Here is a 22,105-nt window from a genome sequence, read left to right as displayed (position 1 = left end):
ACGCGTGCCAGCGAAGGAGCCACCACCGCGATCACCCCGCCGCGCCCCGACCGGTGGCGAGCGTCGCCGTGACCCGGAGCGCACCAAGGCCCGGATCATCGACGCCGCCAAGATCGAGTTCAGCGCGAAGGGCTACGCCGCGACCAGGGTCGCCGACATCGCGGACCGCGCGGGCGTCAACAAGCAGCTGATCTCGTACTACTTCGGTGGCAAGGAAGGCCTGCACGCCGAACTCAACAACCAGTGGCGGGAGACCGGCTCCGCCATCGCCGACCTGGAACGGCCACTGGATGCCGTGGTCGCCGACTTCGTCATGAGCACGCTGCACGAGCGGGAAGCCGCGCGCATGCTCGTGTGGTCGAACATGTCCACCGACGAAGGGGCGTTCCGAAAGGACCCGGCACAGGTGGCGTTCCTGCGCGGCCAGGTCGACAACCTGCGCCGGCGCCAGGAATCGGGTGAGCTGCCCGCCGACCTGGATCCGGCACACCTGATGCTCGCCCTGTTCGCCGCGGCCAGCGCCGTGGTCGCCCTCCCGCGGATCGCGGAGATCGTCTGCGACGAGGATCCCTCGTTGCCCGAGTTCACCGAGAAGTACGCCGACCAGATCGCCCGTCTCGTCAAGCACCTCAGCGGGTCGTGAGAGGCACCAGGTCGTCGGCGTGCACCACTTCGCGGCGCTGTTCGGCCAGCAGGTCGTGGCTGGAACGGCCGATCAGTCCCGGCAGTTCGCCGGCGTCGAAGGCGACCACTCCTCTGGCGACCACCACGCCCGCCGGATCGAGCAGCTCGACCACGTCGCCGGCCTCGAACGCGCCGTCCATCGCGACGATCCCCGCCGCCAGCAGCGAACGGCGTCGGCCCACCACGGCGGCCACCGCGCCGGCGTCCAGGTGCAGCCGGCCGGTCGCGTCGGCCGCGTAGCCGAGCCAGAACCGGCGTGCGCTCAGCCTGCGGTCGGTGGCGGCGAACGCCGTGCCGACATCCGCGCCGCCGAGTGCCCGAGGCGCGTCGGCCGCCGAGGCCAGCAACACGGGAACGCCTGCGGCCGCGGCGAGTTGAGCCGCCGCGAGCTTGCTCGTCATGCCGCCGGTGCCGAGCCCGGAAGCACCAACACTGTCCGCCCGCACACCGTCCACATCGGACGGTTCGGCCACCTCGCCGATCAGCCGCGCGCCGTCCCGCCGAGGGTCACCGTCGTACAGACCGTCCACATCGGACAGAAGAACCAGCGCGTCCGCGCCGATCAGGTGGGCCACCAGCGCGGCCAGCCGGTCGTTGTCGCCGAAGCGGATCTCCTCGGTGGCGACCGTGTCGTTCTCGTTCACCACCGGCACCACGCCGAGCGCGAGCAGCCGCTCGAGTGTGCGCTGCGCGTTGCGGTAGTGCGAGCGGCGGACCACGTCGTCGGAGGTGAGCAGCACCTGTCCGACCCGAAGCGAATGCCGGGCGAACGACGCCACGTAGGCGTGCCCGAGCGCGAGTTGCCCGACGCTGGCCGCCGCCTGCTGAGTCGCGAGATCACGCGGCCGGCGCGCGATGCCCAGTGGCGCAAGGCCGGCGGCGATCGCACCGGAGGACACCAGGATCATCTGCGTGTCCCGCCCGCAGCGCGCGGCGACCGCGTCGACCAGCGCGTCGAGGCGGGTCACGTCGAGGCCACCCGCCGCGGTGGTGAGCGACGACGAGCCGACCTTCACCACCACCCGGCGCGCCTCGGCGATCAGCCGCCGGCTCGCCGAGCCAGAGTGACTCATTCCCCGTCGTCCCCTGTTCCGCGCGCTGTTTCGTCGCCGTGTACTCGCCGGGCCTGCTTGGCGGCCTTGCGATCCGCGGCGTTCGCTCGGTCGGTCTGGTCCAGCCGCGTGTCGGTGCCCCGGCCGGACATCATCACCGCGACACCGGCCGGCGTGGACGGCTCCCAGTCGAACTGCATCCGGCCGATGGTGACCGGGCTCCCCGGCTTCGCACCCTTCGCGGCGAGCGCCTCCTCGACGCCGAGCCGCGCGAGCCGGTCGCCCAGATAGCCGATCGCCTCGTCGTTGTCGAAGTTGGTCTGCCGAACCCACCGCTCCGGCCGCTCGCCGCGCACGATGAACCCGCCGTCGATCTCCGGGTCCGGCTCGACGGTGAAGCCGGAGTCGTCCACGGCGGTGGGCCGCAGCACGACCCGCGTGCGCTCCGGAGCCGGCTTGCTCGCCCGGTCCGCCTCCACCACCTCGCCGAGTGCGAAGGTCAACTCGCGCAAGCCTTTCTGACTCGCCGTCGACACCTCGAACACCCGCCAGCCGCGCGCCTCCATCTCGGGGCGCACGATCTCGGCCAGGTCGGCCGCGTCCGGGATATCGATCTTGTTGAGCACGACGATCCTCGGCCGCTCGGCGAGATCGTCACCGAGCGACGGCGTGTACTGGGCCAGCTCCGCCTCCACGGCGTCCACATCGGACACCGGATCGCGGTCCGGCTCCTCGGTCGCGCAGTCCACCACGTGCACCAGCACCGCGCACCGCTCGATGTGCCGCAGGAAGTCCAACCCCAACCCCTTGCCCTGGCTGGCGCCGGGAATCAGGCCGGGCACGTCGGCCACGGTGAACACCGACTCCCCCGCGGTGACCACACCGAGGTTCGGCACCAGCGTGGTGAACGGGTAGTCGGCGATCTTCGGCCGGGCCGCGGACAGCACGGCGATCAGCGACGACTTGCCGGCCGAGGGGAAGCCGATCAGCCCCACGTCGGCGACCGAACGCAGCTCCAGCACCAGATCGCGAGCGTCACCCGGCTCGCCGAGCAGCGCGAACCCGGGCGCCTTGCGGGCCTTCGACGCGAGTGCGGCGTTGCCCAGCCCGCCCCGGCCGCCACGGGCGGCGACGTACTGGGTGCCGTGGCCGACCAGGTCGGCGAGCACCTCGCCGTCCTCGGTGAGCACCACGGTGCCGTCCGGGACCTTCAGCTCCAGCCCCTCGCCGTTGGCGCCGCTGCGGTTGCTGCCCTGCCCCTGCTTGCCGTTGGTGGCCTTGGCGTTCGGGCGGAAGTGGAAGTCGAGCAGGGTGTGCACGCCGGCGTCCACGACGAGCGTGACATCGCCGCCGTTGCCGCCGTTGCCGCCGTCCGGGCCGCCGAGCGGCTTGAACTTCTCCCGGTGCACCGACGCGCACCCGTTTCCGCCGTCGCCGGCGGAGACATGGATGACCACGCGGTCAACGAATCGGGACACGGGTTCCTCTCAACACAAAAGACGAGGGGCGAGCCGGTGCGATCCCGGCCCGCCCCTCGTCGGAGCTTGTTCCTCGTCCGGGCCGGTCAGCCCTCGGACGGGACGATGTTGACGGTCTTGCGACCGCGCTTCTCGCCGAACTGGACCGCACCGGCGGCCAGCGCGAACAGGGTGTCGTCATTGCCGCGGCCGACGTTCACACCCGGGTGGAACTTGGTGCCACGCTGGCGGACCAGGATCTCGCCGGCATTGACGACCTGGCCGCCGAAGCGCTTCACACCGAGGCGCTGAGCGTTGGAGTCGCGCCCGTTGCGAGAGCTGGACGCACCCTTCTTGTGTGCCATGGCTAGTCAGGTCCTCACTTGGTCTTGATGCCGGTGACCTCGACACGGGTCAGCTTCTGCCGGTGACCCTGCCGCTTGTGGTACCCGGTCTTGTTCTTGAACTTGTGGATACGGATCTTGGGGCCCTTGGTCTGCTCGACGACCTTGCCGGTCACCGAAACCTTGGCCAGCTTGTCGGCGTCGGTGGTGACGTCGGCACCATCGACGACCAGCAGCGCGGGCAAGTTGAGTTCGGTGCCGGGCGCGCCATCGAGCTTCTCGACCTCGACGACGTCGCCGACAGCCACCTTGTACTGCTTGCCGCCGGTCTTGACGATCGCGTACATCGGGACGGAAGTCTCCTGCTACTCGACGATGGGGCCACACGTGCCCGTTGGACTCGGGATGTTCCCGGCTGGGGCTACGCACGACACGGCCCACCGAATGGCGGGCCGTGTAACAGGTTACGTGGCCGCCGGAAACGGGGTCAAACCGGGGTCGGTTAACGCACTGTTCAGCTCTCCGGCAGTGCGTTGACCGGGGGCCCGGCCGGGCGCGACGCCGTACGCCGGGAACGGCGACGGGCCGGCCTGGCCTGCGGCTCCGGCTCCTCGGTGGCCTGCTCGGTCGCCTGTTCGGGCACAGCCGGCCCAGCGGCCGGTTCAGCGGCCTGCCCCGGCCCGTGGCCGTTGCGCTGGCCGGTGTCCCGCGTGGCCTCCGAGTCGGACCCCGTAGGCGCACCGCTGCCGGTGGTGTCCTCAGCGTGCTCCTCGGACTGCGGGCGCTTGCGGTCCTTGTCGTGCTCCTTGGCCGCGGCCTTGGCGATCGCGCCGACGGCCTCTCGTGCCGCGTCCTTGGCCTTCTCCGCCGCCTTGTCCGCCTTCTCGGCCCCCTTGTCGACCCTCTCGGCCTCGCCGTTGCCCCGGCCGCGCGAGCGCCGCCCGGAGCCGTTGGCCCCCGACTTCGACCCGTTCGAGCCGCCACCGCCGCCGGACTTGGTCACCGGCTCGGTGGACACCATCAGGCCGCGGCCCTTGCAGTGCTCACACGTCGTGGAGAACGCCTCGAGCAGGCCGGTACCGACCCGCTTGCGCGTCATCTGCACCAGGCCGAGCGAGGTGACCTCGGCGACCTGGTGGCGGGTGCGGTCGCGGCCGAGACACTCGGTGAGCCGCCGCAGCACCAGGTCGCGGTTGGACTCCAGCACCATGTCGATGAAGTCGATCACGATGATGCCGCCGATGTCGCGCAGCCGGAGCTGGCGCACGATCTCCTCGGCGGATTCGAGGTTGTTGCGGGTGACCGTCTCCTCGAGGTTGCCGCCGGAGCCGGTGAACTTGCCGGTGTTCACGTCGATCACCGTCATCGCCTCGGTGCGGTCGATGATCAGGTAACCGCCGGACGGCAGCCACACCTTGCGGTCCAGCGCCTTGAGCAGCTGTTCGTCCACCCGGTACTCGGCGAACACGTCCTTGTTGCTGACGTGCCGGCGCAGCCGCTGGCTCAGCTCGGGCGCGACGTGCCGCACGTAGGAGTCGATGGTGTCCCAGGCGTCGTCGCCCTCGACCACCAGCGAGGCGAAGTCCTCGGTGAACAGGTCGCGCACGACCTTGATCAGCAGGTCCGGCTCCTCGTACAGCAGTGCCGGCGCGTTGGCCCGCTTGACGCCGTTGCCGCCCTCGGACTTGTCCTTGATCACCTGCCACTGGGCCTGCAGGCGGCGGACGTCGCGGTCCAACTCCTCCTCGCTGATGCCCTCCGACGCGGTGCGGATGATCACGCCGGCGTCCTCGGGGACCACGCGCTTGAGGATGTCCTTGAGCCGTCGCCGCTCGTTCTCCGGCAGCTTGCGGCTGATGCCGGTGGCGCCGCCGCCTGGCACGTACACCAGGAATCGGCCCGGCAGTGAGATCTGCGTGGTCAGCCGCGCGCCCTTGTGGCCGACCGGGTCCTTGGTGACCTGCACCAGGACGCTGTCGCCGGTGGACAGGGCCTGTTCGATCTTGCGCGCCTTGCCCTCCAGGCCGGCCGCGTCCCAGTCGACCTCACCGGCGTAGAGCACGGCGTTGCGACCGCGGCCGATGTCCACGAACGCGGCTTCCATGGATGGCAGCACGTTCTGCACGCGGCCCAGGTAGACGTTGCCGACCAGCGAGCCGGAGCCCTGCGAGGTGACGAAGTGCTCGACCAGCACGCCGTCCTCGAGCACCGCCATCTGCACGCGGTCGCCGTGCTCGCGGACGATCATGGTCCGCTCGACGGCCTCGCGGCGGGCCAGGAACTCGGCCTCGGACAGGACCGGCGCGCGCCTGCGGCCCGCCTCCCGCCCGTCGCGGCGGCGCTGGCGCTTGGCCTCCAGGCGGGTCGAGCCGCGGACGCTGCGCACCTCGTCGCGACCGGAGTCGGACTTCTCCTCGCGCGCCTCGCGGACGTGCACGACGGTGTTGGGCGGGTCGTCCTCGGTGGTCGCCTCGCCGTCGTCGCCGGTACCCCGCCGGCGACGGCGGCGACGGCGACGCTTGTTGTTGCCGCCGTCCGAGTCGCCGTCGTCGGAGGCCTGCTCGTCGGACTCGTCCTGCTCGGACTGGTCGTCCTTGCCGCCGGACTTGGACTTGGCGTCGGACTTGTCGCTCTTGTCGCCGCCCTTGTCCTCGGCGTCGTCGGCGTCGCCCTGCGGGCCGCCCTTGCCCCGTCCGCGACCGCGCCGGCCGCGCCGGCGCCGCCTGCGGGCGTTGGCGTCCTCGTCGTCGCCCCCGTCGGCATCGCCGTCGGTGTCACCGTCGGCGTCACTGTCGGCGTCCGAGGTCTCGTCGCGCTCCTCGACCGGCGCGGGGGCCGGCTCGGCCTGGTTGACCGGCTTGGCAGCCTTCTGCTCGCTCGGCGGCAGGAACAGCGGCGACGCCGAGGCGAACACGGGCGCCGGCGGCTTGCCGGGTGCGGATTCCTGCTGGTCGTCGGGTTCGGCCTCGACCTCGTCGACGACCTCGCCGTCGACCTCGGTGACACCGAGGGACTCGGCGACCTTCAGCGCCACCTCCTTGGCGACGCTGGACTGCGCGCTACGCACGGGCTCACCCAGTTGGGTGAGCGCCGCCATGACGTCGCGGCTGCTGCTGCCGAGCAGCTTGGCCAGCGCGTGCACCCGCACCTTGGCCGGCAAGCCGGCCAGCGCTGTGTTGGTGGGTGTGGTGGTATCCCCGCCGGTGGAACCGGCAGGTGTTTCTGTCTTCGACATGTAGCTCCTCCACCCCCGGGCGCGTCCCTGCCGACCCGGTGCGTGCACCAGGTGACGAAAACGCGGCCGCTCAGGGGCCTTGTTGTCAGTTCCGCCTCGTCGCGCTCGCGACAGGACGGGAATCCTTGCCCGCGTCGCCTGCTCGCCCGGCCGGAGCCGATCGAGTGACGACAGGTCAGTCGACGTCGTGCCGTTGCTTCTGCTCCCCGGGCGCCCATCCCGCCGCCGCCTTGTCCGGGGCCAGCGGGTCGGACAACCGACCATCGTCGTCTAGCCGACCCTGGGCCATCCGTGTCGCCTTGGCGGGCACAGGCGGCTCCAGGTCAGCGACGACGCGAAGCGCGTTCAACACGTCATCGGGTCGTACCGCGGGTGTCGTTTGCCGCACGACCACGTCGAGTATCCCACACGGCTCGCCGTGATCCGACGTATCGGCCGCGAGAGTCGGCGAATCGTTGGTCACACCAGCGTGTTCGACACGCGCGGTGACGATCGCGCCGCGCGCGTCGATCGTGCGGTAACCGTTCTTGGTGAGGCGCCGCACGGCGATCTCCTCGGCGGCCAGCGCCGCGCGCACGGCGTCGGCGAGCACCGCGGCCGGGACACCGGGCAGTTCGATCCGCCAGCGGCTGGCCTCGATCCGCTCGGCGAGCCCGCCTTCGGCCGCCTGCACGGCCTCGACCAGGTCCAACCCGTCCGGAAGCACCTCGTCCAACTGGGCCAGCAACCCCGCCGGCTCCAGGGCGCTGACGACCTGGATCTCGACGTACTCGGCCTCGCTGGCCACCCCGGTCGGTGCCGCGCCGACCCACGAGATCTTCGGGTGCGGGTTGAAGCCCTGCGAGTACGCCATGGGCACGTGCGCCCGCCGCAACGCCCGCTCGAAGGCGCGCGCGATGTCGCGGTGTGACGTAAACCGCAGCCTCCCCCGTTTGGCGTAACGTAGGCGCAGCTTCTGCACCGGCGGTGGCGAAGGGTTACTCGGCTCGGTCTTGCGGCTCAGTTGTTACTCCTTCTGGTGGTGTCTGGCTGCTCCGCTGGTGGGGAACACGCCGGGCTGGCACGGTACCCGCAGGCTGAATTCGCCCGACGCGCTTGTCTAGCACGCCACCCGTGGCTACCGTCCGCAGCAGCGGACAGCCGGCTTCGATCCGGCCGAGGTGAGGATGGAGGTCCTCGCAGTGCCCCTGCTCCGCCGCATGAGGGCCGTACTTGCCTGCGTCGCGGTGTTCGGATCGGCGATTCTCTCCGGTCACGTCGCGCAGGCCCAGACGCGGACCCAGACGCACGCGCCGGTGGCCGATCCGGCGCCCGACGCGCGGGCCGACTGCGCCGACACCGGCGACGAGCTGCGCTACCTGGTCGTGTTCGACCGGGGCACGACGCAGCAGGCCGCCGAGGCGGAGATCGCGCAGGCGTGCGGTCGCACCACCGTGTACTACCCGCAGATCGCGGTCGCGGTGGTCACCTCCGACGCGGTCGCCTTCGCCGACGCGATCGGGCGGGAGCGGGCGTTCAGCGCGGAGGGCGAGGCGATCAGCCGCCCCGACGACGGCCCCGGCCGCAGGCGGATCGCCGACGAGACGACACCGACGCACGCGCCGATCACCTCCGGCGCGGAGGCGGTGAGCGAGGCGGACCGCACCGACGAGCAATGGAACATGCGGCTGATCGGCGCCGAGAAGGCGCACGCCGTCACCGAGGGCAGCCGCGACGTGGTGGTGGGCGTGCTGGACTCCGGCATCGACCCGAAGCACCCCGACCTGGCCAAGGCGCTCGATCCGGCGCTGTCGGCCGGCTGTCTGACCGGCAGGCCGGACCCGTCGCCGCGGGCGTGGGAGCCGACCTCCTCGGCGCACGGCACGCACGTCGCCGGGATCATCGCGGCTGCCGACGACGGGAAGGGCGTCACCGGGGTGGCGCCGGGCGTGCGGGTCGCGTCGGTCAAGGTCGTGGACGACTCGGGCTTCATCTACCCGGAGTACGCGGTGTGCGGGCTGATGTGGGCGGCGGCCAAGGGCATGACGGTCACGAACAACAGCTACTTCGTGGACCCGTGGCTGTTCACCTGCGACACCGGCCGGCGCGAGCACGTGGTGTACGAGGCGGTGCGGCGCGCGGTGGACTACGCGAGCGGTGCCGGCGTGGCCCACGTGGCGGCGGCGACCAACTCGGCGAGCGATCTGACCAAGCCGCGCGCGCAGAACGGCAAGCTGGACCGGGGCGGCGTGGCATCGTCGAACCAGGCGCGGCAGATGGACTCCAGTTGTGACGTGCTGCCGGCCGGACTGCGTGGGGTGACCGCGGTGTCCGCCGTGGGGCCGAACAAGTTGAAGGCGGGCTACAGCGCGTACGGGCTGGGTGTGGTCGACGTGGCGGCACCGGGCGGCGAGCGCGCGGAGGGCGCCGATCCGGAGGCGGGCTGCGTGCTGTCGACGGTTCCGAACGGGTACGAGTACTCGTGCGGCACGTCGATGGCCACCCCGCACGCGACCGGTGTGCTGGCACTGCTCGCCTCGGCCAAGCCGCACGCGTCGCCGACACAGTTGGCCAGATCCCTTGCGACACAAGCGGAATCGCTGCCGTGTCCGACCGACTACGACCTGAACGGCTCCGGCACGCAGGACGCGTACTGCTCGGGGTACGGCCCGTTCAACGGGTTCCACGGCCACGGACTGGTGGACGCGCTCGCCGCGGTCAACTGACGTGCTGACCGTCCCCGTCTTCGTCGAGGCGTGGCAGATGGACTGCTGCGGCGCGGATTTCTCCGTCGGCGACGAGGTGAACTGGTCGCTTCGTGCGAGTCCTTGGTACACAGCACATCTGGCCGATGTCTGTCCACAGTGGAGCGTGCACGGCCTGGTGGCGCGGACCGGCGAGAAGACGGCGACGGTGACCTACGGCGGGCTGACCGTGCTGGACGAGCTGTCCTGGCCGACTCCGAAGACCGCGAAGATCACCGGTGTGCTGCTGCACGACTTCCACTCCTCCGAGGAGTTTCCCGCGACACCGGGGGTGGTGCGGGCGATCAGCGCGGTGCTGGACTACGGTCCACGCGGTACGAAGATCCGCGAGGGCGCCCGCACCGCCGCGACGGCGGGAACCGGCGATCTGTTGGTATCACTGGAGATTCGCGACACATGAGCACCGTTTCGGTCATGGTGGAGGACTGGCAGTACGACTGCTGCGGCGAGGCTTTCGCCGTCGGCGACACCGTGACGTGGAGACTGCACGACGCCGCGTGGTGGGTCGAACTGTTCGCAGACGACGCGCCCAGTGGGCTCCTGACCCAGGAGCACCACAGCGGGGTACCCGATCATCCGCCCACGACGACCGGCGTGGTGCGCCGGATCCGCCAGGTCGCGTTCCGCACGCGCCAAGAGGACCGGGTGATTCACCGGATCCCGGGCACCGCCACCTTCCTGGAGACCGACAGCCCGACCACGCACTCGATGGAGGGCCGGCACGCCGGGTGGTTGGTGGACCTGGAGATCAGCCCACCGGAGTGATCGGCAGCAGGGTGCGCCCGGTCGGGCCGACCTCGATGTCGGTGCCCATGGACGGGCACACGCCGCAGTCGAAGCACGGGGTCCAGCGGCAGTCGTCCTGCTCCTCCTCGGACAGCGAGTCCTGCCAGTCGTCCCACAGCCACTGCTTGTCCAGGCCGGAGTCGAGGTGGTCCCAGGGCAGGACCTCCTCCTCCGTGCGCTCACGGGTGGTGAACCAGGCGACGTCGACGCCGAGCTGCTCCAGTTCCGTTGTACCGCAACGAATCCAGCGCTCGTAGGAGAAGTGCTCGGTCCACCCGTCGAACCGGCCGCCGTCGCGCCAGACCGCCTCGATCACCCGGCCGACCCGGCGGTCGCCCCGGGACAGCAGGCCTTCGACCAGCGACGGCTTGCCGTCGTGGTAGCGCATGCCGATGTTGCGGCCGAGGCTGCGATCACTGTCGGAGTTGACCGCCGTGCGCAGTTTGCGCAGCCGGTCGTCCACGGTGTCCGGGTCGCACTGGGACGCCCACTGGAACGGCGTGTGCGGCTTCGGCACGAACCCGCCGATCGAGATCGTGCAGCGAATGTCCTTGCGGCCACTGGCTTTCCGGCCCTCGCGGATGACGTTCTTGGCCATCTCGGCGATCTGCAGGACGTCGTCGTCGGTCTCGGTCGGCAGCCCGCACATGAAGTACAGCTTCACCTGCCGCCAGCCGTTCGCGTAGGCGGCGCTGACCGTCCTGATGAGATCGTCCTCGGAGACCATCTTGTTGATGACCTTGCGAATCCGCTCGCTGCCGCCCTCGGGCGCGAAGGTCAGCCCGGAGCGCCGCCCGTTGCGGGACAGCTCGTTCGCGAGATCGATGTTAAACGCGTCCACGCGGGTGGACGGCAGCGACAGGCCGGTGTTGGTGCCCTCGTACCGGTCGGCGAGCCCCTTGGTGATCTCCCCGATCTCGGAGTGGTCGGCGCTGGACAGCGACAGCAGCCCGACCTCCTCGAAACCGCTGGCCGCGAGACCCTTGTGCACCATGTCGCCGATGCCCTCGATGGAGCGCTCGCGGACCGGGCGGGTGATCATGCCGGCCTGGCAGAACCGGCAGCCTCGGGTGCAGCCGCGGAAGATCTCCACGCTCATCCGCTCGTGCACGCTCTCCGCGAGCGGCACCAGCGGCTTCTTCGGGTACGGCCAGGCGTCCAGGTCCATCGTGGTGCGCTTGGACACGCGCTGCGGCACGCGGTCGCGGTTCGGCGTGACACTCGCGATCGCGTGGTCGGCGCCGTATTCGACGTCGTAGAACTTCGGCACGTAGACGCTGCCGGTCTCGGCGAGCCGGGTCAGCAGCTCGTCGCGCCCGCCCGGCCGGCCCTGCGCCTTCCACGCCTTCACGATGTCGGTGATCTCGCCGACCGACTCCTCGCCGTCGCCGAGCACCGCCACGTCGACGAAGTCCGCGATCGGCTCGGGGTTGAACGCGGCGTGTCCGCCGGCCACGACGACCGGGTGGTCGACGGTGCGCTCCGCGGCGTGCAGCGGGATTCCGGCGAGGTCGAGCGCGGTGAGCAGGTTGGTGTACCCGAGTTCGGTGGCGAAGCTGACGCCGAGCAGGTCGAACTCGCCGACCGGGCGGTGACCGTCCACGGTGAACTGCGGGACGCCGTGCTCGCGCATCAGCGCCTCGAGGTCCGGCCAGACGGCGTAGGTGCGTTCGGCGAGCGCGTCGGGCCGCTCGTTGAGCACCTCGTAGAGGATCATGACGCCCTGGTTGGGCAGCCCGACCTCGTAGGCGTCCGGGTACATCAGCGCCCAGCGCACGTCCGCGGAGTCCCAGTCCTTGACGGTGGCGTTCAGCTCGCCGCCGACGTACTGGACCGGCTTGGACACGCGCGGCAACAGCGCTTCCAACCTGGGAAAGACAGACTCGACACTCATGGTGCCACCAGGGTAACCGCTACGCCGGACCCCCGTTTGTGGGTCTTCAAGACCAGCAGACCCGCAGGACGATCACCTAAATCGACCGCAAACCCTGCCGCGGCTGCAAAGCATTCCGCACGGACGCCACAAACCGGGCAGGGTCTTCGATGACGTCCCACCAGGTGTATCGCAAGATTGTCCAACCGAGCGCCACGAGTGCGTTCTGCCGCTCGCGGTCTCGATACAACGCCTGCGGCGCGTCGTGCACCCGCCGGCCGTCATATTCGATGCCAGTACGCAACGTTGGATACGCCGCATCCAGCCTGGCGATTATCCGGCCGCCCGGCGCCGCGACGACATACTGAGCCGTGGGCGCGGGAACACTAGCGTCAGCGAGCGCGAGCCGGCCGGCCGTCTCCAGGATCGACTCCGCCATGCCGTCCACCTCGTCCAACCGCTGCGCGGCCACCCGGACACCCACACCGCCTCGCCACCTGCGAACGACTTCCGCGATCTCCCCGCGAGAGCAGAGTCGTTGGCGCAGCAGGTCATCGACGACCCAGACTGCCTGCAGCCGGTCCAGCGAGCTCAGGAGGTCCGCCGCCGTCCGCGCGACGGACGTGATCGGAACAGCGTCCGGGGCCACCACGTCACCGAGTGAAAACGTTCGCGTATGAAACTTTAGATCCTTGCGATCGCGCCGACGAAGTTCGACTGGCACGGTGACGTGCTCTCTGCGACGACCCGGCGGTAGCGCCAGGCCGTGCACTCGGCCTGCTGTTTCATGGCTCGCGACCGCTTGATGCACTCCGCAGCTCAAGATGGCTGCACGCGCCGCCACCATCGGCGTCAGGTCGACGTCGCGCGGCAGGTAGACGGCACGTTGCACCCTGCGCAGTCGACCCGACCGGAGCGCCACGAGGACGCGATCCGGATCGACCGCGAGCAGGGCCTTGTCACGAAGGAGAAGTCCGTCCCGTTCCAGGAGCGGCAACCACCAATTGTCCACGCGCCAGAGGATGCATGCTTTTCGCCGCTGGAGCTGACCATGATGATCAACATGTGGATAACTTCCGCAAGGCTCGTCTCCACACACACTCACGGCGGACGGTTTGCTGGTCTTCAAGACCCCTTGTCACAGGGTTTGCTGGTCTTGAAGACCAACAAACGGCTATTTGAGCAACAGGGTGCCGAGGCGGCGGGAGGCGACCACGACACCGATCGCCGCCATCACCACGAAGTACGCGCAGTGGCCGATCATCGACACGTCCAGCACGCCGATGGTGAGCCCGCGCATCAGCTCGATCCCGTGGTACAGCGGGAAGATCCGCACCACCACCTGCAGCGCGTCCGGGTACACCGTCAGCGGGTACAGCGTCGTGGAGAACAGGAACATCGGGATCACCGCGAGCTGCACCAGGTCGAAGTCCTGCCACGAGCGCATGAACGTCGTGCACGCCATCCCCACCGCGGCGAACGCGAACGCGATCAGCAGCGCGGCGGGCAGCGCGAGCAGCGCCCACGGCGACAGGATCAGGCCCATGCCGAGCATCACGGCGAGGAACCCGGTGGCGTACAGGCCGCCGCGGATCAGCGCCCACACGATCTCCCCCACCGCCACGTCGATCGGCCCGAGCGGCGTGGCCAGCATCGCGTCGTAGAGCCGCGCGTACTTGAACTTGAAGAAGATGTTGAACGTGGAGTCGAAGATCGCGCCGTTCATCGCCGACGCGGCGAGCAGGCCGGGCGCGACGAACGCCGCGTAGCTGATCGGCGCACCGCCCGGACCGACCACGTCACCGATCAGCGTGCCGAACCCGTACCCCATGCCGAACAGGAAGAACAGCGGCTCGAAGAAGCCGGACACCAGTGCGAGCCAGGCCTTCCGGTAGACCAGCAGCGAGCGCTCGATGAGCACCCGCGCCCGGCCGACGTACATGCCGGGCGGAACGACCCGCAGCAGCAGGCCGCCGGCCCGCGTACCTGGCGAGTCCACTGTGGACGGTGAGGCGATCCTGGTCATCAGGTCTCCAACCGCCTGCGGAACACTCTGGCGGCGAGCACGCAGCCGACGGCCAGCATCACCGCGAGGAACGCCATGTGCCCGACGGCCGGCCAGAACGACAGCGTCCCGAACGTCACTCCCCTGGTCAGCTCGGCGCCGTGCCACACCGGCGTCAGCCACACCAGTGGCTCGATCCAGCCGGGCAGCTGGGACACCGGGAAGAACACCCCGGCGAAGATCGTCATCGGCATCACGATGAACCGGAAGATCGCCGCGAAGCCACCGTCGCCGTCCTTGGTGCCGGCGTAGGCGATCACCGGTGCGGCGAACGCCATGCCGGCGAGCACCGCGAACAGCAGCGCCAGCACGATCCCCGGCCCGGCGGCGGCGCCCAGGATCGCGGTGACCGCGACGAAGATCGCCCCGGAACCGAACAACCGCAATCCGATCCACAGCAGTTGCCCGCCGAACACCTGGCCGGGCGTGATCGGCGCGGTGACCATCGCCCAGTACACCCGCTGCCACTTGAACCCGGACAGGATCGGGTAGGTCGACTCGAACGCGGCGTTCTGCACCGCGGCGGTCACCAGCAGCGCGGGCGCCAGGTAGTCCACATAGGACATTCCGCCGAACGCGGCGGTCGAGCGCACCTGCGAGCCGAGCCCGTAGCCGATGGACAGCAGGAACAGCAGCGGCACCACGATGCTGGAGAACACCGTGGAGCGCCAGTTGCGGCGGTACCAGACCCACATGCTCTCCACGACGAGCCAGGCGGGACGCATGCCTCGCCCGACTCGTCGTGGTGCCGTGGTCGGTTCCCCAGTCACGTCGGCCACGGTAACCGGCAGCACCGACGGACCGGGAACGGTTTTCTACAGACCGGCCATGTTCAGCAGGCGATTGGCCGTGCCGCCGGTGTCACCGCCCTGGATGACGTCCGGCGTGGCGTTGTCCACGATCCACTTCTCCACGTCGGCCGGCGTGGCGTCCGGCTTGCCCTGCCGGTACAGCGCCGCGGCTCCGGTGACGTGCGGCGCGGACATCGACGTGCCGCTCTTCTCGCCGGTGCCACCGCCCGGCACGGTGGACAGCACATTGGTGCCCGGCGCGTAGACGTCGACGCACTTGCCGGTGCTCGACGAGGACGCGCGCTTGTCGTCCTTGGTGGAGTTGGCCACGACGGTGGCACCACGGGCGCCACGCGGCAGCACGTCGCACGAGTCACCGCCGGTGTTGCCGGACGACGTGCCGAGGAACACTCCCGATTCGATCATCTTCTCCACCGCGGTGCGCAGCGCGTCGGAGTTGGTCTCGAAGTACCACGAGAGGTTGGCGACCGCGGGCCGCTTGGCGTTCTTGGCGACCCAGTCCAACGCGGCGATGTTCTGTGACTCGGTGGCGTCGGTGCCGGCACAGGTCTGGATCTTCACCGCGTGCAGGCTCGCCTTCTTGGCGACGCCGTAGGTCTTCGACCCGATGGTGCCGGCCACGTGCGTGCCATGACTGTTGCAGTCCTTGTTCTCGTCCGGCGTCCCGACGTCGTCGCTGACGTCCAGGTCCTTCGTGGCGCGACCTTCGAAATCGGGGTGGGTCGTGTCGATGCCGGTGTCCATCACGTAGACGTGCACACCTTCGCCGGTGGCGTTGTAGGTGTAGGACTTCGACAGCGGCAGGTTCTTCTGATCCACCCGGTCAAGGCCCCAGGTCGGGTCCTTCTGGGTGTCGTCGAGCCGCAGCGCGACCCGCACGTCGCGCTGGATCGCGGCCACGGATCCGTTGCGGCGCACCGAGGTCAGCGCCTCCGGCGTGAGCGTCGCGGCGAACCCGTGCACCGTGGACGTGTAGACGAAACGCGGCTGGATCCCGGCCGCGGCGGTGACCGCGCCGATGTCGGTGCCGGGTTTCAGCGTGACGATGTACTGGTCGGCCACCGCCGTGCCGTAGCTCGGCGTCGACACGGCGACCTCCGATACGGGTGCCGCGGTGGCGACGGTGGGTGCGATGACGGCGGCCGCGCCGAGTGCGGCGGCGACACCGATGATACGAGCGCGCATTCTGTTGCCCTCCAACGGTTCTACAGGCCGGCGGTCTTCAGCAGGCGGTTGACGGTGCCGCCGGTGTCGCCGCCGCCGACGATGTCCGGCGTGGCGTTGTCGGTGATCCACTTGCCCACCTCGGCGGGCGTGGCGTCCGGCTTGCCCTGCCGGTACAGCGCGGCGACGCCGGCCGCGTGCGGAGTGGACATCGAGGTGCCGCTCTTCTCACCGGTGCCCCCACCCGGAACGGTCGACAGGACGGCGGTGCCCGGCGCGTAGACGTCGACGCACTTGCCGGTGCTGGACGACGAGGACCGCTTGTCCTCCTTGGTGGAGTTGGCCACCACGGTCGCCGCCTCCACCGCGCGCGGCAGCCGGTCACACGAGTCGTCGCCGGTGTTGCCGGCCGAGGCCGCGAGGAAGACCCCCGAGTCGATCATCTTCTGAATGGCGGTGCGCACCGCCTCGGAGTTGGCGTAGTTCCACGAGGTGTTGGCCACCGCGGGCTTCTTCGCGTTCGCGGTGACCCAGTCGAACGCCTTGATCAACGCGGAGTCGGTGAACCCGCCGCCGGTGCAGCCGGCGAGCTTGATCCCGTGCAGCGTGGACTTCTTCGCCACACCGTAGGTCTTCGACCCGATGGTGCCGGCGACGTGCGTGCCGTGGCCGACGCAGTCCTTGTGCTCGTCCGGCGTGCCGGCGTCCTTGCTCACGTCCAGGTCCGACGTCGCGCGGCCCTCGAACTCGGGGTGGCTCGCCTCCAGCCCGGAGTCGATCACGTACGCGTGCACGCCCTGGCCGGTGGCGTTGTAGGTGTAGGACTTCGACAGCGGCAGCTTCTCCTGGTCCACCCGGTCCAGGCCCCAGGTCGGGTCCTTCTGGGTGTCGTCGTAGAAGTCGGCCACGCGCACGTCGCGCTGGATCGCGGCCACGGACCCGTTGCGACGCAAGGAGTTCAGCGCTTCGGTGCTGAGCGTCGCGGAGAACCCGTGCAGGACCGAGGTGTACACGAAGCGCGGCTGGACACCCGTCGCGGCGGTGATCGCCGGGAGGTCGGCCCCCGGCTTCAACGTCACGATGTAGTCGTCCGGCACGGCGGTGCCGTAGCTCGGGACCGCGACCGCGATCTCGGGCTGAGCGGGTTCGGCCGCGGCCGTCGTGGCGACGACGGGTACGGCCACCGCGGCGGTGCCCAGTACCGCCGCGGTGATCAACGTTCGAGCGCGCATGCTGCTGTCCTTCACGCGAGGAAGACCACCCGATCAGGTGATCAATGCTCGAACGGTACGTCGGCCACCGCCTGCGGCAGACCCGGAGAAAGTAGGGATTCACCTGGGGTTCACGCGAGAGCGGGCCTCCGGCGGCAGTCCGCCGCCAAAGGCCCGCTCGGGTGACGCCAGATCAGCGCACGACGGTGATCGTCACGCTGCCCGCGTTGCCGCCGCCGATCCGCGCGGTGACGGTGTACTCGCCCGGCTGGACGTTCGCGATGCGCGCCACGCCCTGGTAGTGACCGTTCTGGTCGACGGTCACCGCGGCCGAGCCGCCGTCACCGGGGTACGGGTCGTCAGCCTGGCGGGCGAACGCCGGCGAGCCGACCCAGTTGAACGTCTCCGGCCCGGCGTCGCCGGACACGCGCAGCTCCTCACCGGCCCGGACGACGGTGCGGTCCACCGTCAGCGGCGCCTCGGCGCTCGCGGTGCCGGTCAGGCCGAACACGGCCACGACCACTGCGACCAGGGCGAACAGTGCTGCGGAAATCTTGCGCATGGTTGTGCGCTCCTCCCCTTCGTTGCGGATCACTTCACACATCCAGAGACGTCAACATGAACCATCAGGTTGCGTCGGTTGGAAAGTTCCCCACCATCGGATGCGGTGGCCACTCTGCCACGAACGGGTGAGTACCCGCCGTAAAGATCTACAAAGCGTGATTTGGTTAACTCCGAGGCAACCTCAGTCGACGAGCGTGCGACCGGTGAGCCGGAGGAAGACGTCCTCCAGCGTGCTGCGGCGGACCAGGCTGGACAACGGGCGCACTCCCCTGCCGTGCGCCGCCTCCAACGCCGCCTCGCCGTTGGAGGTGTAGAGCAGCAGGCGATCCGGCAGCACCTCGACCCGGTCCGCCAGACCGTCCACAGTGGACTCCACTCCGTCCTGATCCCCCGGCGTGAACCGCAGTTCGAGCACCTCCTTGGAGGAGTACTCGGCGATCAGCTCGCTCGGGCTGCCCTCGGCGACGATCTTCCCGCCGTCCATCACCACGAGCCGGTCGCACAACTGCTCGGCCTCGTCCATGTAATGCGTGGTGACGATGAGTGTCACGCCGGAGTGCTTGAGCCGGAAAAGCCTGTCCCACAACAGATGCCGGGCCTGCGGGTCGAGGCCGGTGGTCGGCTCGTCGAGCAGCAGCAGCTCCGGGTCGTTGATCAGCGAGCGGGCGATCGTGAGCCGCCGCTTCATGCCGCCGGACAGCGGGTCCACCTCGTCGTCGGCGCGCTCGGTGAGCTGGGCGAAGTCGAGCAGCTCGGTCGCCTTCTCGCGCACGACGGCGCGCGGCATGCCGAAGTAGCGGCCGTAGATCTGCAGGTTCTGCCGGACGGTCAGCTCGGTGTCCAGGTTGTCGAGCTGCGGGACCACGCCGAGGCGCGCACGGATCGCCGGGCCGTCGCGGTCCGGGTCCATGCCGAGGACGGAGAGTTCGCCGCCACTGCGGGGCGAATTGCAGGCGATCATGCGCATGGTGGAGGACTTGCCAGCGCCGTTGGGGCCGAGGAACCCGAACGCCTCGCCGCGCCGGACGTCGAGGTCGATCCCGCGCACCGCCTCGAAGTCCCCGAACTTCTTGATCAGCCCGCGCGCGCGTACGAGCGCCCCGTTGCCCTCCATGCCGGCCAGCCTATGCGCCGCCACCGACGAGCGGCCATCCGTTTAGGACGGCGTGGGAATCCCACCCCGGCACGTCCCGCATGGATAGTTGAGTCACACACCGTGCACGAAAGGACACGCAGTGGCCGACCCTCCTGTGAGCCCGTTGATCAGCCGCCTCCAGCTTGGCCGGGAACTCCGGGCGCTCCGAGTCGGTATGGGCATCACCTTGGAACAAGTGGAGGCGGACCTCGACATGTCGAGCAGCCGGCTCGCCCGCATCGAGTTGGGCGCGCAGTCGGTCGACGCCTTCACCGTCCGCGCGCTGCTCGACTACTACGGGGCCTCCATCGACGACCGCGAACGACTCATCGACATGGCGAGGGCGACGGCGAAACGCCCGTGGTGGCGAGTGTTGGGCCTCACCGCGCAGGGATATGTGGCGCTGGAGGCCGAGGCGGTAGGCGTGCACAACTACGAGTTCGGCTACGTTCCCGGGCTGCTGCAGACCGAGGGCTACGCGCGCTCGCTGTTCGAGGACCAGTTCCCGTCGTCCGATGTGGACAGGCATCTCGCCATCCGGATCAACCGGCGGTGGCGTCTGGAAGAGGGTGGTCCGCTGACACTGCACGCGATCGTCAACGAGGTCGCGCTGATCCATCCGATCGGCTCGGCGTCGATCATGGCCGACCAACTGCGCTACCTGGCGAAGGCCGTCGACCATCCGAACATCACCCTGCAGATGCTACCGATCGCGCGTGGACTCACCCCTGGCCTTCGCGGGTCGTTCTCGCTGCTGATGTTCCCGCCGCACACGATCGACGACATCGGGTATCACGAGCACCCCGCCGGCAGCCTCCGTCTGCCCAAGCGGGACGAGACGTCGACACTGCGCGTGACCTTCACCGAAGTGCGTAAGATGGCCCTCGACGAAACCGAGTCCTCCCGTGCGTTCGCGCGGCTCGCCGATGTGTGGGAGGAGGGCCGCATAGGAGACGTGCCGTGGAGCTGAACCGCCCGTCCTGGCGCAAGAGCAGCCGAAGCAATGGGGGCGGCGACGGCAACTGCGTCGAACTCGCCTACATCGGACCCGACGCCGCCGTGCGCGACTCCAAAAACACCGTCGGACCGCGCATCGCCTTGCCCGGCAACGGCTTCCGGGCTCTCGTCCGACACGTGCGCGGCTGATCGCATGCGTCCCACCCACTGGCGCAAGAGCAGCCGAAGCAATGACGGCGGCGACGGCAACTGCGTCGAGCTGGCCTACACCGGCCCTACGGCGGCGGTGCGTGACTCCAAGAACACCGGCGGACCACGGCTTTCCCTGTCCGACAACGGTTTCCGGGTCTTCATCCGACACGTGCGCGCCTGATCACGTCCACCCCACTACGATGCGCGCATGCATGAATTGGGGGCGTCCGACGTCCGCGAGGTGGGCAACTATCACCTGATCGCCTCGCTCGGTCAGGGTGGCATGGGCACGGTCGCGCTCGGTGTCGCGCCGGACGGGCGGCTCGTCGCCGTCAAACAGGTGCACTCGGGTTTCGCGCGGGACGAGGACTTCCGCGCCCGGTTCCGCCGTGAGGTCGACGCCTCGCGCATGGTCTCCGGCGCCTACACCGCGGCCGTGGTGGACGCCGATCCGAACGCCGACATCCCGTGGCTCGCGTCGACGTTCGTGATCGGCCCGTCGTTGGACACCACAGGGCCACTCCCCGAGGAATCCGTGCTCCGGCTCGCCGCGGGGCTGGCCACCGCGCTGGCCGAGATCCACCGCGTCGGGCTGATCCACCGCGACCTCAAGCCGTCCAACGTGCTGCTCGCCGAGGACGGCCCCAGGGTGATCGACTTCGGCATCGCCCGCGCCGCCGAGGGCAACGCCGACCTGACGCACACCGGCTCGGTGATCGGCTCTCCCGGCTTCATGTCGCCGGAACAGGCCGAGGGCCGCGATCTCACGCCCGCGTCCGACATGTTCTCCCTGGGCACGATTCTCGCCATGGCCACCACCGGCAGAGGCCCGTTCGCCGGACCGTCGGCCCCCGCGACCCTCTACAACGTCGTGCACAACCAGCCCGACCTCACAGGCGTTCCGGAACGGCTGTTGCGGATCATCGAGCCGTGCCTGGCCAAGCAGCCGGAGGCGCGCCCCAGCCCGCGGGCACTGCTCGCACTCGTCGGCCGCGTGCCACCCGCCGCCAAACCGTGGCCGCCCGCCGTGCACGACCTCATCGCCCGCCAGCAGGCCGACGTCACCCGGTTCACCAACCCGGACCGCACGATCGCCACGCCGACGTCGACCGTCGCCGCACACGCCGGGCCGACCACGGTCAGCCAGGAGACGCGGCCCATCGCGCCCGTCTACAGCCAGCAGAAACCCGTTGCGCCACAACGGAAACGCCCGTCGAAGAACCTGATCGCCGGAATCATCGCGGGTGTGGCGGTGCTCGTCGGCGGTGGAGTCACGGCGTTCCTGTTGCTCACCAACGGCGACAGCACCGGCGGCGGGTCCGCACCGACCACGCCGGCCGAGGCGTACGCCGACGCCTACGGCAAGGCGCCCACCTGTCAGGAGCTGTCGGCCACCGCGGCAGGCGGGCGCGAGCACCTGACGAGCAGAGCCACGATGGACAACACCGACACGCCACACTGCTTCTGGGCGGCACAGGGCGGCGGGCCGGACGGCGACGTCACGCTGCACGTCCAGGTCAAGCTGCTGCGGTCGATCAAGGACGTCAGCAGCGGCGCGCAGAAATCGGCCGACTGGTTCAACCGGGCGACGGCCGGCTCGGAGAACGCCGACGTCGGCCTCGGTGAGCGGGCCGTCTGGTCGAAGAACCTGGCCGGCCGGCCCGACTCCTGCGAGCTGGCCGTGCTGGACAAGAACGTGGCGATCGTGGTGAGCCTCGGCGGGTCGAGCACGCCGGACGGCGTCACGCCGCAGTGCCGGCCGGCCACCCAGGAGATCGCCAAGTCGGTGATGGCCGGCATCGGACGCGGCTGACCTGGTTGACTGGCGGC

Annotated in this window: 22 protein-coding genes; 8 read left to right on the top strand and 14 right to left on the bottom strand. The window is 69.8% G+C overall.

What is annotated here, in order from left to right; translation table 11 throughout:
* Positions 1–4 precede the first annotated feature (4 nt).
* Positions 5–643: a TetR/AcrR family transcriptional regulator gene (locus EV193_RS29450; protein WP_130348210.1), complete on the top strand. Its 639-nt coding sequence runs from the start codon at positions 5–7 to the stop codon at positions 641–643.
* On the opposite strand, the gene proB is transcribed toward EV193_RS29450, so the two are convergent.
* The 6 genes from proB to EV193_RS29420 all read right to left on the bottom strand — a co-directional run bounded on the left by proB (position 630) and on the right by EV193_RS29420 (position 7,733).
* Positions 630–1,757 (bottom strand): glutamate 5-kinase, encoded by a 1,128-nt coding sequence (gene proB / locus EV193_RS29445; protein ID WP_130348209.1) that lies wholly within the window; start codon positions 1,755–1,757, stop codon positions 630–632. The genes EV193_RS29450 and proB overlap by 14 nt on opposite strands.
* The gene (gene obgE, locus EV193_RS29440; protein WP_130348208.1) at positions 1,754–3,214 is read right to left on the bottom strand and encodes a GTPase ObgE; all 1,461 of its coding nucleotides are present in this window, start codon (positions 3,212–3,214) and stop codon (positions 1,754–1,756) included. Before obgE ends, proB begins: the two co-directional genes overlap by 4 nt.
* Before the next feature lie 86 nt (positions 3,215–3,300).
* A complete protein-coding gene (gene rpmA, locus EV193_RS29435; protein ID WP_130348207.1) occupies positions 3,301–3,558 on the bottom strand; it encodes a 50S ribosomal protein L27 in 258 nt (85 codons plus the stop codon).
* 14 nt (positions 3,559–3,572) lie between these two features.
* On the bottom strand, positions 3,573–3,884 hold the full coding sequence (rplU, locus tag EV193_RS29430; RefSeq protein WP_130348206.1) for a 50S ribosomal protein L21: 312 nt from the start codon (positions 3,882–3,884) through the stop codon (positions 3,573–3,575).
* A gap of 167 nt (positions 3,885–4,051) precedes the next feature.
* Positions 4,052–6,772, bottom strand: a complete 2,721-nt coding sequence (locus EV193_RS29425; protein WP_130348205.1) for a ribonuclease E/G — start codon at positions 6,770–6,772, stop codon at positions 4,052–4,054.
* 175 nt (positions 6,773–6,947) lie between these two features.
* On the bottom strand, positions 6,948–7,733 hold the full coding sequence (locus EV193_RS29420) for a TIGR03936 family radical SAM-associated protein (RefSeq protein WP_130348204.1): 786 nt from the start codon (positions 7,731–7,733) through the stop codon (positions 6,948–6,950).
* Between the two features lie 238 nt (positions 7,734–7,971).
* On the opposite strand from EV193_RS29420, the gene EV193_RS29415 reads away from it, so the two are divergent.
* Genes EV193_RS29415 through EV193_RS29405 form a run of 3 tightly spaced genes read left to right on the top strand, consistent with a single transcriptional unit; the run spans position 7,972 to position 10,281 of the window.
* The gene (locus EV193_RS29415; protein WP_130348203.1) at positions 7,972–9,477 is read left to right on the top strand and encodes a S8 family serine peptidase; all 1,506 of its coding nucleotides are present in this window, start codon (positions 7,972–7,974) and stop codon (positions 9,475–9,477) included.
* A 1-nt stretch (position 9,478) separates the two neighbouring features.
* Positions 9,479–9,916: a DUF6578 domain-containing protein gene (locus tag EV193_RS29410; RefSeq protein ID WP_130348202.1), complete on the top strand. Its 438-nt coding sequence runs from the start codon at positions 9,479–9,481 to the stop codon at positions 9,914–9,916.
* On the top strand, positions 9,913–10,281 hold the full coding sequence (locus EV193_RS29405) for a DUF6578 domain-containing protein (RefSeq protein ID WP_130348201.1): 369 nt from the start codon (positions 9,913–9,915) through the stop codon (positions 10,279–10,281). Before EV193_RS29410 ends, EV193_RS29405 begins: the two co-directional genes overlap by 4 nt.
* Here the strand turns inward: EV193_RS29405 and EV193_RS29400 are convergent.
* From EV193_RS29400 to EV193_RS29365, 8 genes are all read right to left on the bottom strand, one after another.
* Positions 10,265–12,196 (bottom strand): TIGR03960 family B12-binding radical SAM protein, encoded by a 1,932-nt coding sequence (locus EV193_RS29400; protein WP_130348200.1) that lies wholly within the window; start codon positions 12,194–12,196, stop codon positions 10,265–10,267. The two genes, EV193_RS29405 and EV193_RS29400, sit on opposite strands and share 17 nt — an antisense overlap.
* 76 nt (positions 12,197–12,272) lie before the next feature.
* Positions 12,273–13,187 carry a hypothetical protein gene (locus tag EV193_RS29395; protein ID WP_130348199.1) on the bottom strand — a complete coding sequence of 305 codons (915 nt, stop codon included), beginning with the start codon at positions 13,185–13,187 and terminating at the stop codon, positions 12,273–12,275.
* Between the two features lie 162 nt (positions 13,188–13,349).
* Positions 13,350–14,201, bottom strand: a complete 852-nt coding sequence (locus EV193_RS29390) for an ABC transporter permease (protein WP_130348198.1) — start codon at positions 14,199–14,201, stop codon at positions 13,350–13,352.
* Positions 14,201–15,010 (bottom strand): ABC transporter permease, encoded by an 810-nt coding sequence (locus EV193_RS29385; protein ID WP_242613760.1) that lies wholly within the window; start codon positions 15,008–15,010, stop codon positions 14,201–14,203. The genes EV193_RS29390 and EV193_RS29385 overlap by 1 nt, the downstream gene beginning before the upstream one ends.
* A 45-nt stretch (positions 15,011–15,055) precedes the next feature.
* Positions 15,056–16,237 (bottom strand): S8 family peptidase, encoded by a 1,182-nt coding sequence (locus EV193_RS29380; RefSeq protein ID WP_130348197.1) that lies wholly within the window; start codon positions 16,235–16,237, stop codon positions 15,056–15,058.
* 20 nt (positions 16,238–16,257) lie between these two features.
* Positions 16,258–17,448 carry a S8 family peptidase gene (locus EV193_RS29375; RefSeq protein WP_130348196.1) on the bottom strand — a complete coding sequence of 397 codons (1,191 nt, stop codon included), beginning with the start codon at positions 17,446–17,448 and terminating at the stop codon, positions 16,258–16,260.
* A 172-nt stretch (positions 17,449–17,620) separates the two neighbouring features.
* Entirely contained in the window at positions 17,621–17,989 is a 369-nt protein-coding gene (locus tag EV193_RS29370) for a hypothetical protein (RefSeq protein ID WP_130348195.1), read from the bottom strand.
* A 183-nt stretch (positions 17,990–18,172) separates the two neighbouring features.
* Positions 18,173–19,105 carry an ABC transporter ATP-binding protein gene (locus EV193_RS29365; protein ID WP_130348194.1) on the bottom strand — a complete coding sequence of 311 codons (933 nt, stop codon included), beginning with the start codon at positions 19,103–19,105 and terminating at the stop codon, positions 18,173–18,175.
* Between the two features lie 121 nt (positions 19,106–19,226).
* Between EV193_RS29365 and EV193_RS29360 the strand changes: the two genes are divergently transcribed.
* Genes EV193_RS29360 through EV193_RS33860 form a run of 4 tightly spaced genes read left to right on the top strand, consistent with a single transcriptional unit; the run spans position 19,227 to position 22,088 of the window.
* Positions 19,227–20,096: a helix-turn-helix domain-containing protein gene (locus EV193_RS29360; protein ID WP_130348193.1), complete on the top strand. Its 870-nt coding sequence runs from the start codon at positions 19,227–19,229 to the stop codon at positions 20,094–20,096.
* Complete coding sequence (locus EV193_RS29355) at positions 20,087–20,272, top strand: DUF397 domain-containing protein (protein WP_130348192.1); 186 nt, start codon at positions 20,087–20,089, stop codon at positions 20,270–20,272. Before EV193_RS29360 ends, EV193_RS29355 begins: the two co-directional genes overlap by 10 nt.
* A 4-nt stretch (positions 20,273–20,276) precedes the next feature.
* A complete protein-coding gene (locus tag EV193_RS29350; protein WP_130348191.1) occupies positions 20,277–20,456 on the top strand; it encodes a DUF397 domain-containing protein in 180 nt (59 codons plus the stop codon).
* Between the two features lie 27 nt (positions 20,457–20,483).
* Complete coding sequence (locus tag EV193_RS33860) at positions 20,484–22,088, top strand: serine/threonine-protein kinase (RefSeq protein WP_207222858.1); 1,605 nt, start codon at positions 20,484–20,486, stop codon at positions 22,086–22,088.
* The last annotated feature ends 17 nt before the right edge of the window (positions 22,089–22,105 follow it).

The organism is Herbihabitans rhizosphaerae (genome assembly GCF_004216555.1).
Classification (GTDB): domain Bacteria; phylum Actinomycetota; class Actinomycetes; order Mycobacteriales; family Pseudonocardiaceae; genus Herbihabitans; species Herbihabitans rhizosphaerae.
This window is presented reverse-complemented; position numbering and strand designations above follow the sequence as displayed.

What these genes read in the sequence shown, in the direction of transcription:
- rpmA (WP_130348207.1), bottom strand. Translation starts at nt 3,558, where the DNA reads ATGGCACACAAGAAGGGTGCGTCCAGCTCTCGCAACGGGCGCGACTCC.
- EV193_RS29405 (WP_130348201.1), top strand. Translation starts at nt 9,913, where the DNA reads ATGAGCACCGTTTCGGTCATGGTGGAGGACTGGCAGTACGACTGCTGC.
- EV193_RS29350 (WP_130348191.1), top strand. Translation starts at nt 20,277, where the DNA reads ATGCGTCCCACCCACTGGCGCAAGAGCAGCCGAAGCAATGACGGCGGC.
- rplU (WP_130348206.1), bottom strand. Translation starts at nt 3,884, where the DNA reads ATGTACGCGATCGTCAAGACCGGCGGCAAGCAGTACAAGGTGGCTGTC.
- EV193_RS29425 (WP_130348205.1), bottom strand. Translation starts at nt 6,772, where the DNA reads ATGTCGAAGACAGAAACACCTGCCGGTTCCACCGGCGGGGATACCACC.
- EV193_RS29415 (WP_130348203.1), top strand. Translation starts at nt 7,972, where the DNA reads ATGAGGGCCGTACTTGCCTGCGTCGCGGTGTTCGGATCGGCGATTCTC.
- EV193_RS29375 (WP_130348196.1), bottom strand. Translation starts at nt 17,448, where the DNA reads ATGCGCGCTCGAACGTTGATCACCGCGGCGGTACTGGGCACCGCCGCG.
- EV193_RS29380 (WP_130348197.1), bottom strand. Translation starts at nt 16,237, where the DNA reads ATGCGCGCTCGTATCATCGGTGTCGCCGCCGCACTCGGCGCGGCCGCC.
- EV193_RS33860 (WP_207222858.1), top strand. Translation starts at nt 20,484, where the DNA reads ATGCATGAATTGGGGGCGTCCGACGTCCGCGAGGTGGGCAACTATCAC.
- proB (WP_130348209.1), bottom strand. Translation starts at nt 1,757, where the DNA reads ATGAGTCACTCTGGCTCGGCGAGCCGGCGGCTGATCGCCGAGGCGCGC.
- EV193_RS29370 (WP_130348195.1), bottom strand. Translation starts at nt 17,989, where the DNA reads ATGCGCAAGATTTCCGCAGCACTGTTCGCCCTGGTCGCAGTGGTCGTG.
- EV193_RS29365 (WP_130348194.1), bottom strand. Translation starts at nt 19,105, where the DNA reads ATGGAGGGCAACGGGGCGCTCGTACGCGCGCGCGGGCTGATCAAGAAG.
- EV193_RS29400 (WP_130348200.1), bottom strand. Translation starts at nt 12,196, where the DNA reads ATGAGTGTCGAGTCTGTCTTTCCCAGGTTGGAAGCGCTGTTGCCGCGC.
- EV193_RS29390 (WP_130348198.1), bottom strand. Translation starts at nt 14,201, where the DNA reads ATGACCAGGATCGCCTCACCGTCCACAGTGGACTCGCCAGGTACGCGG.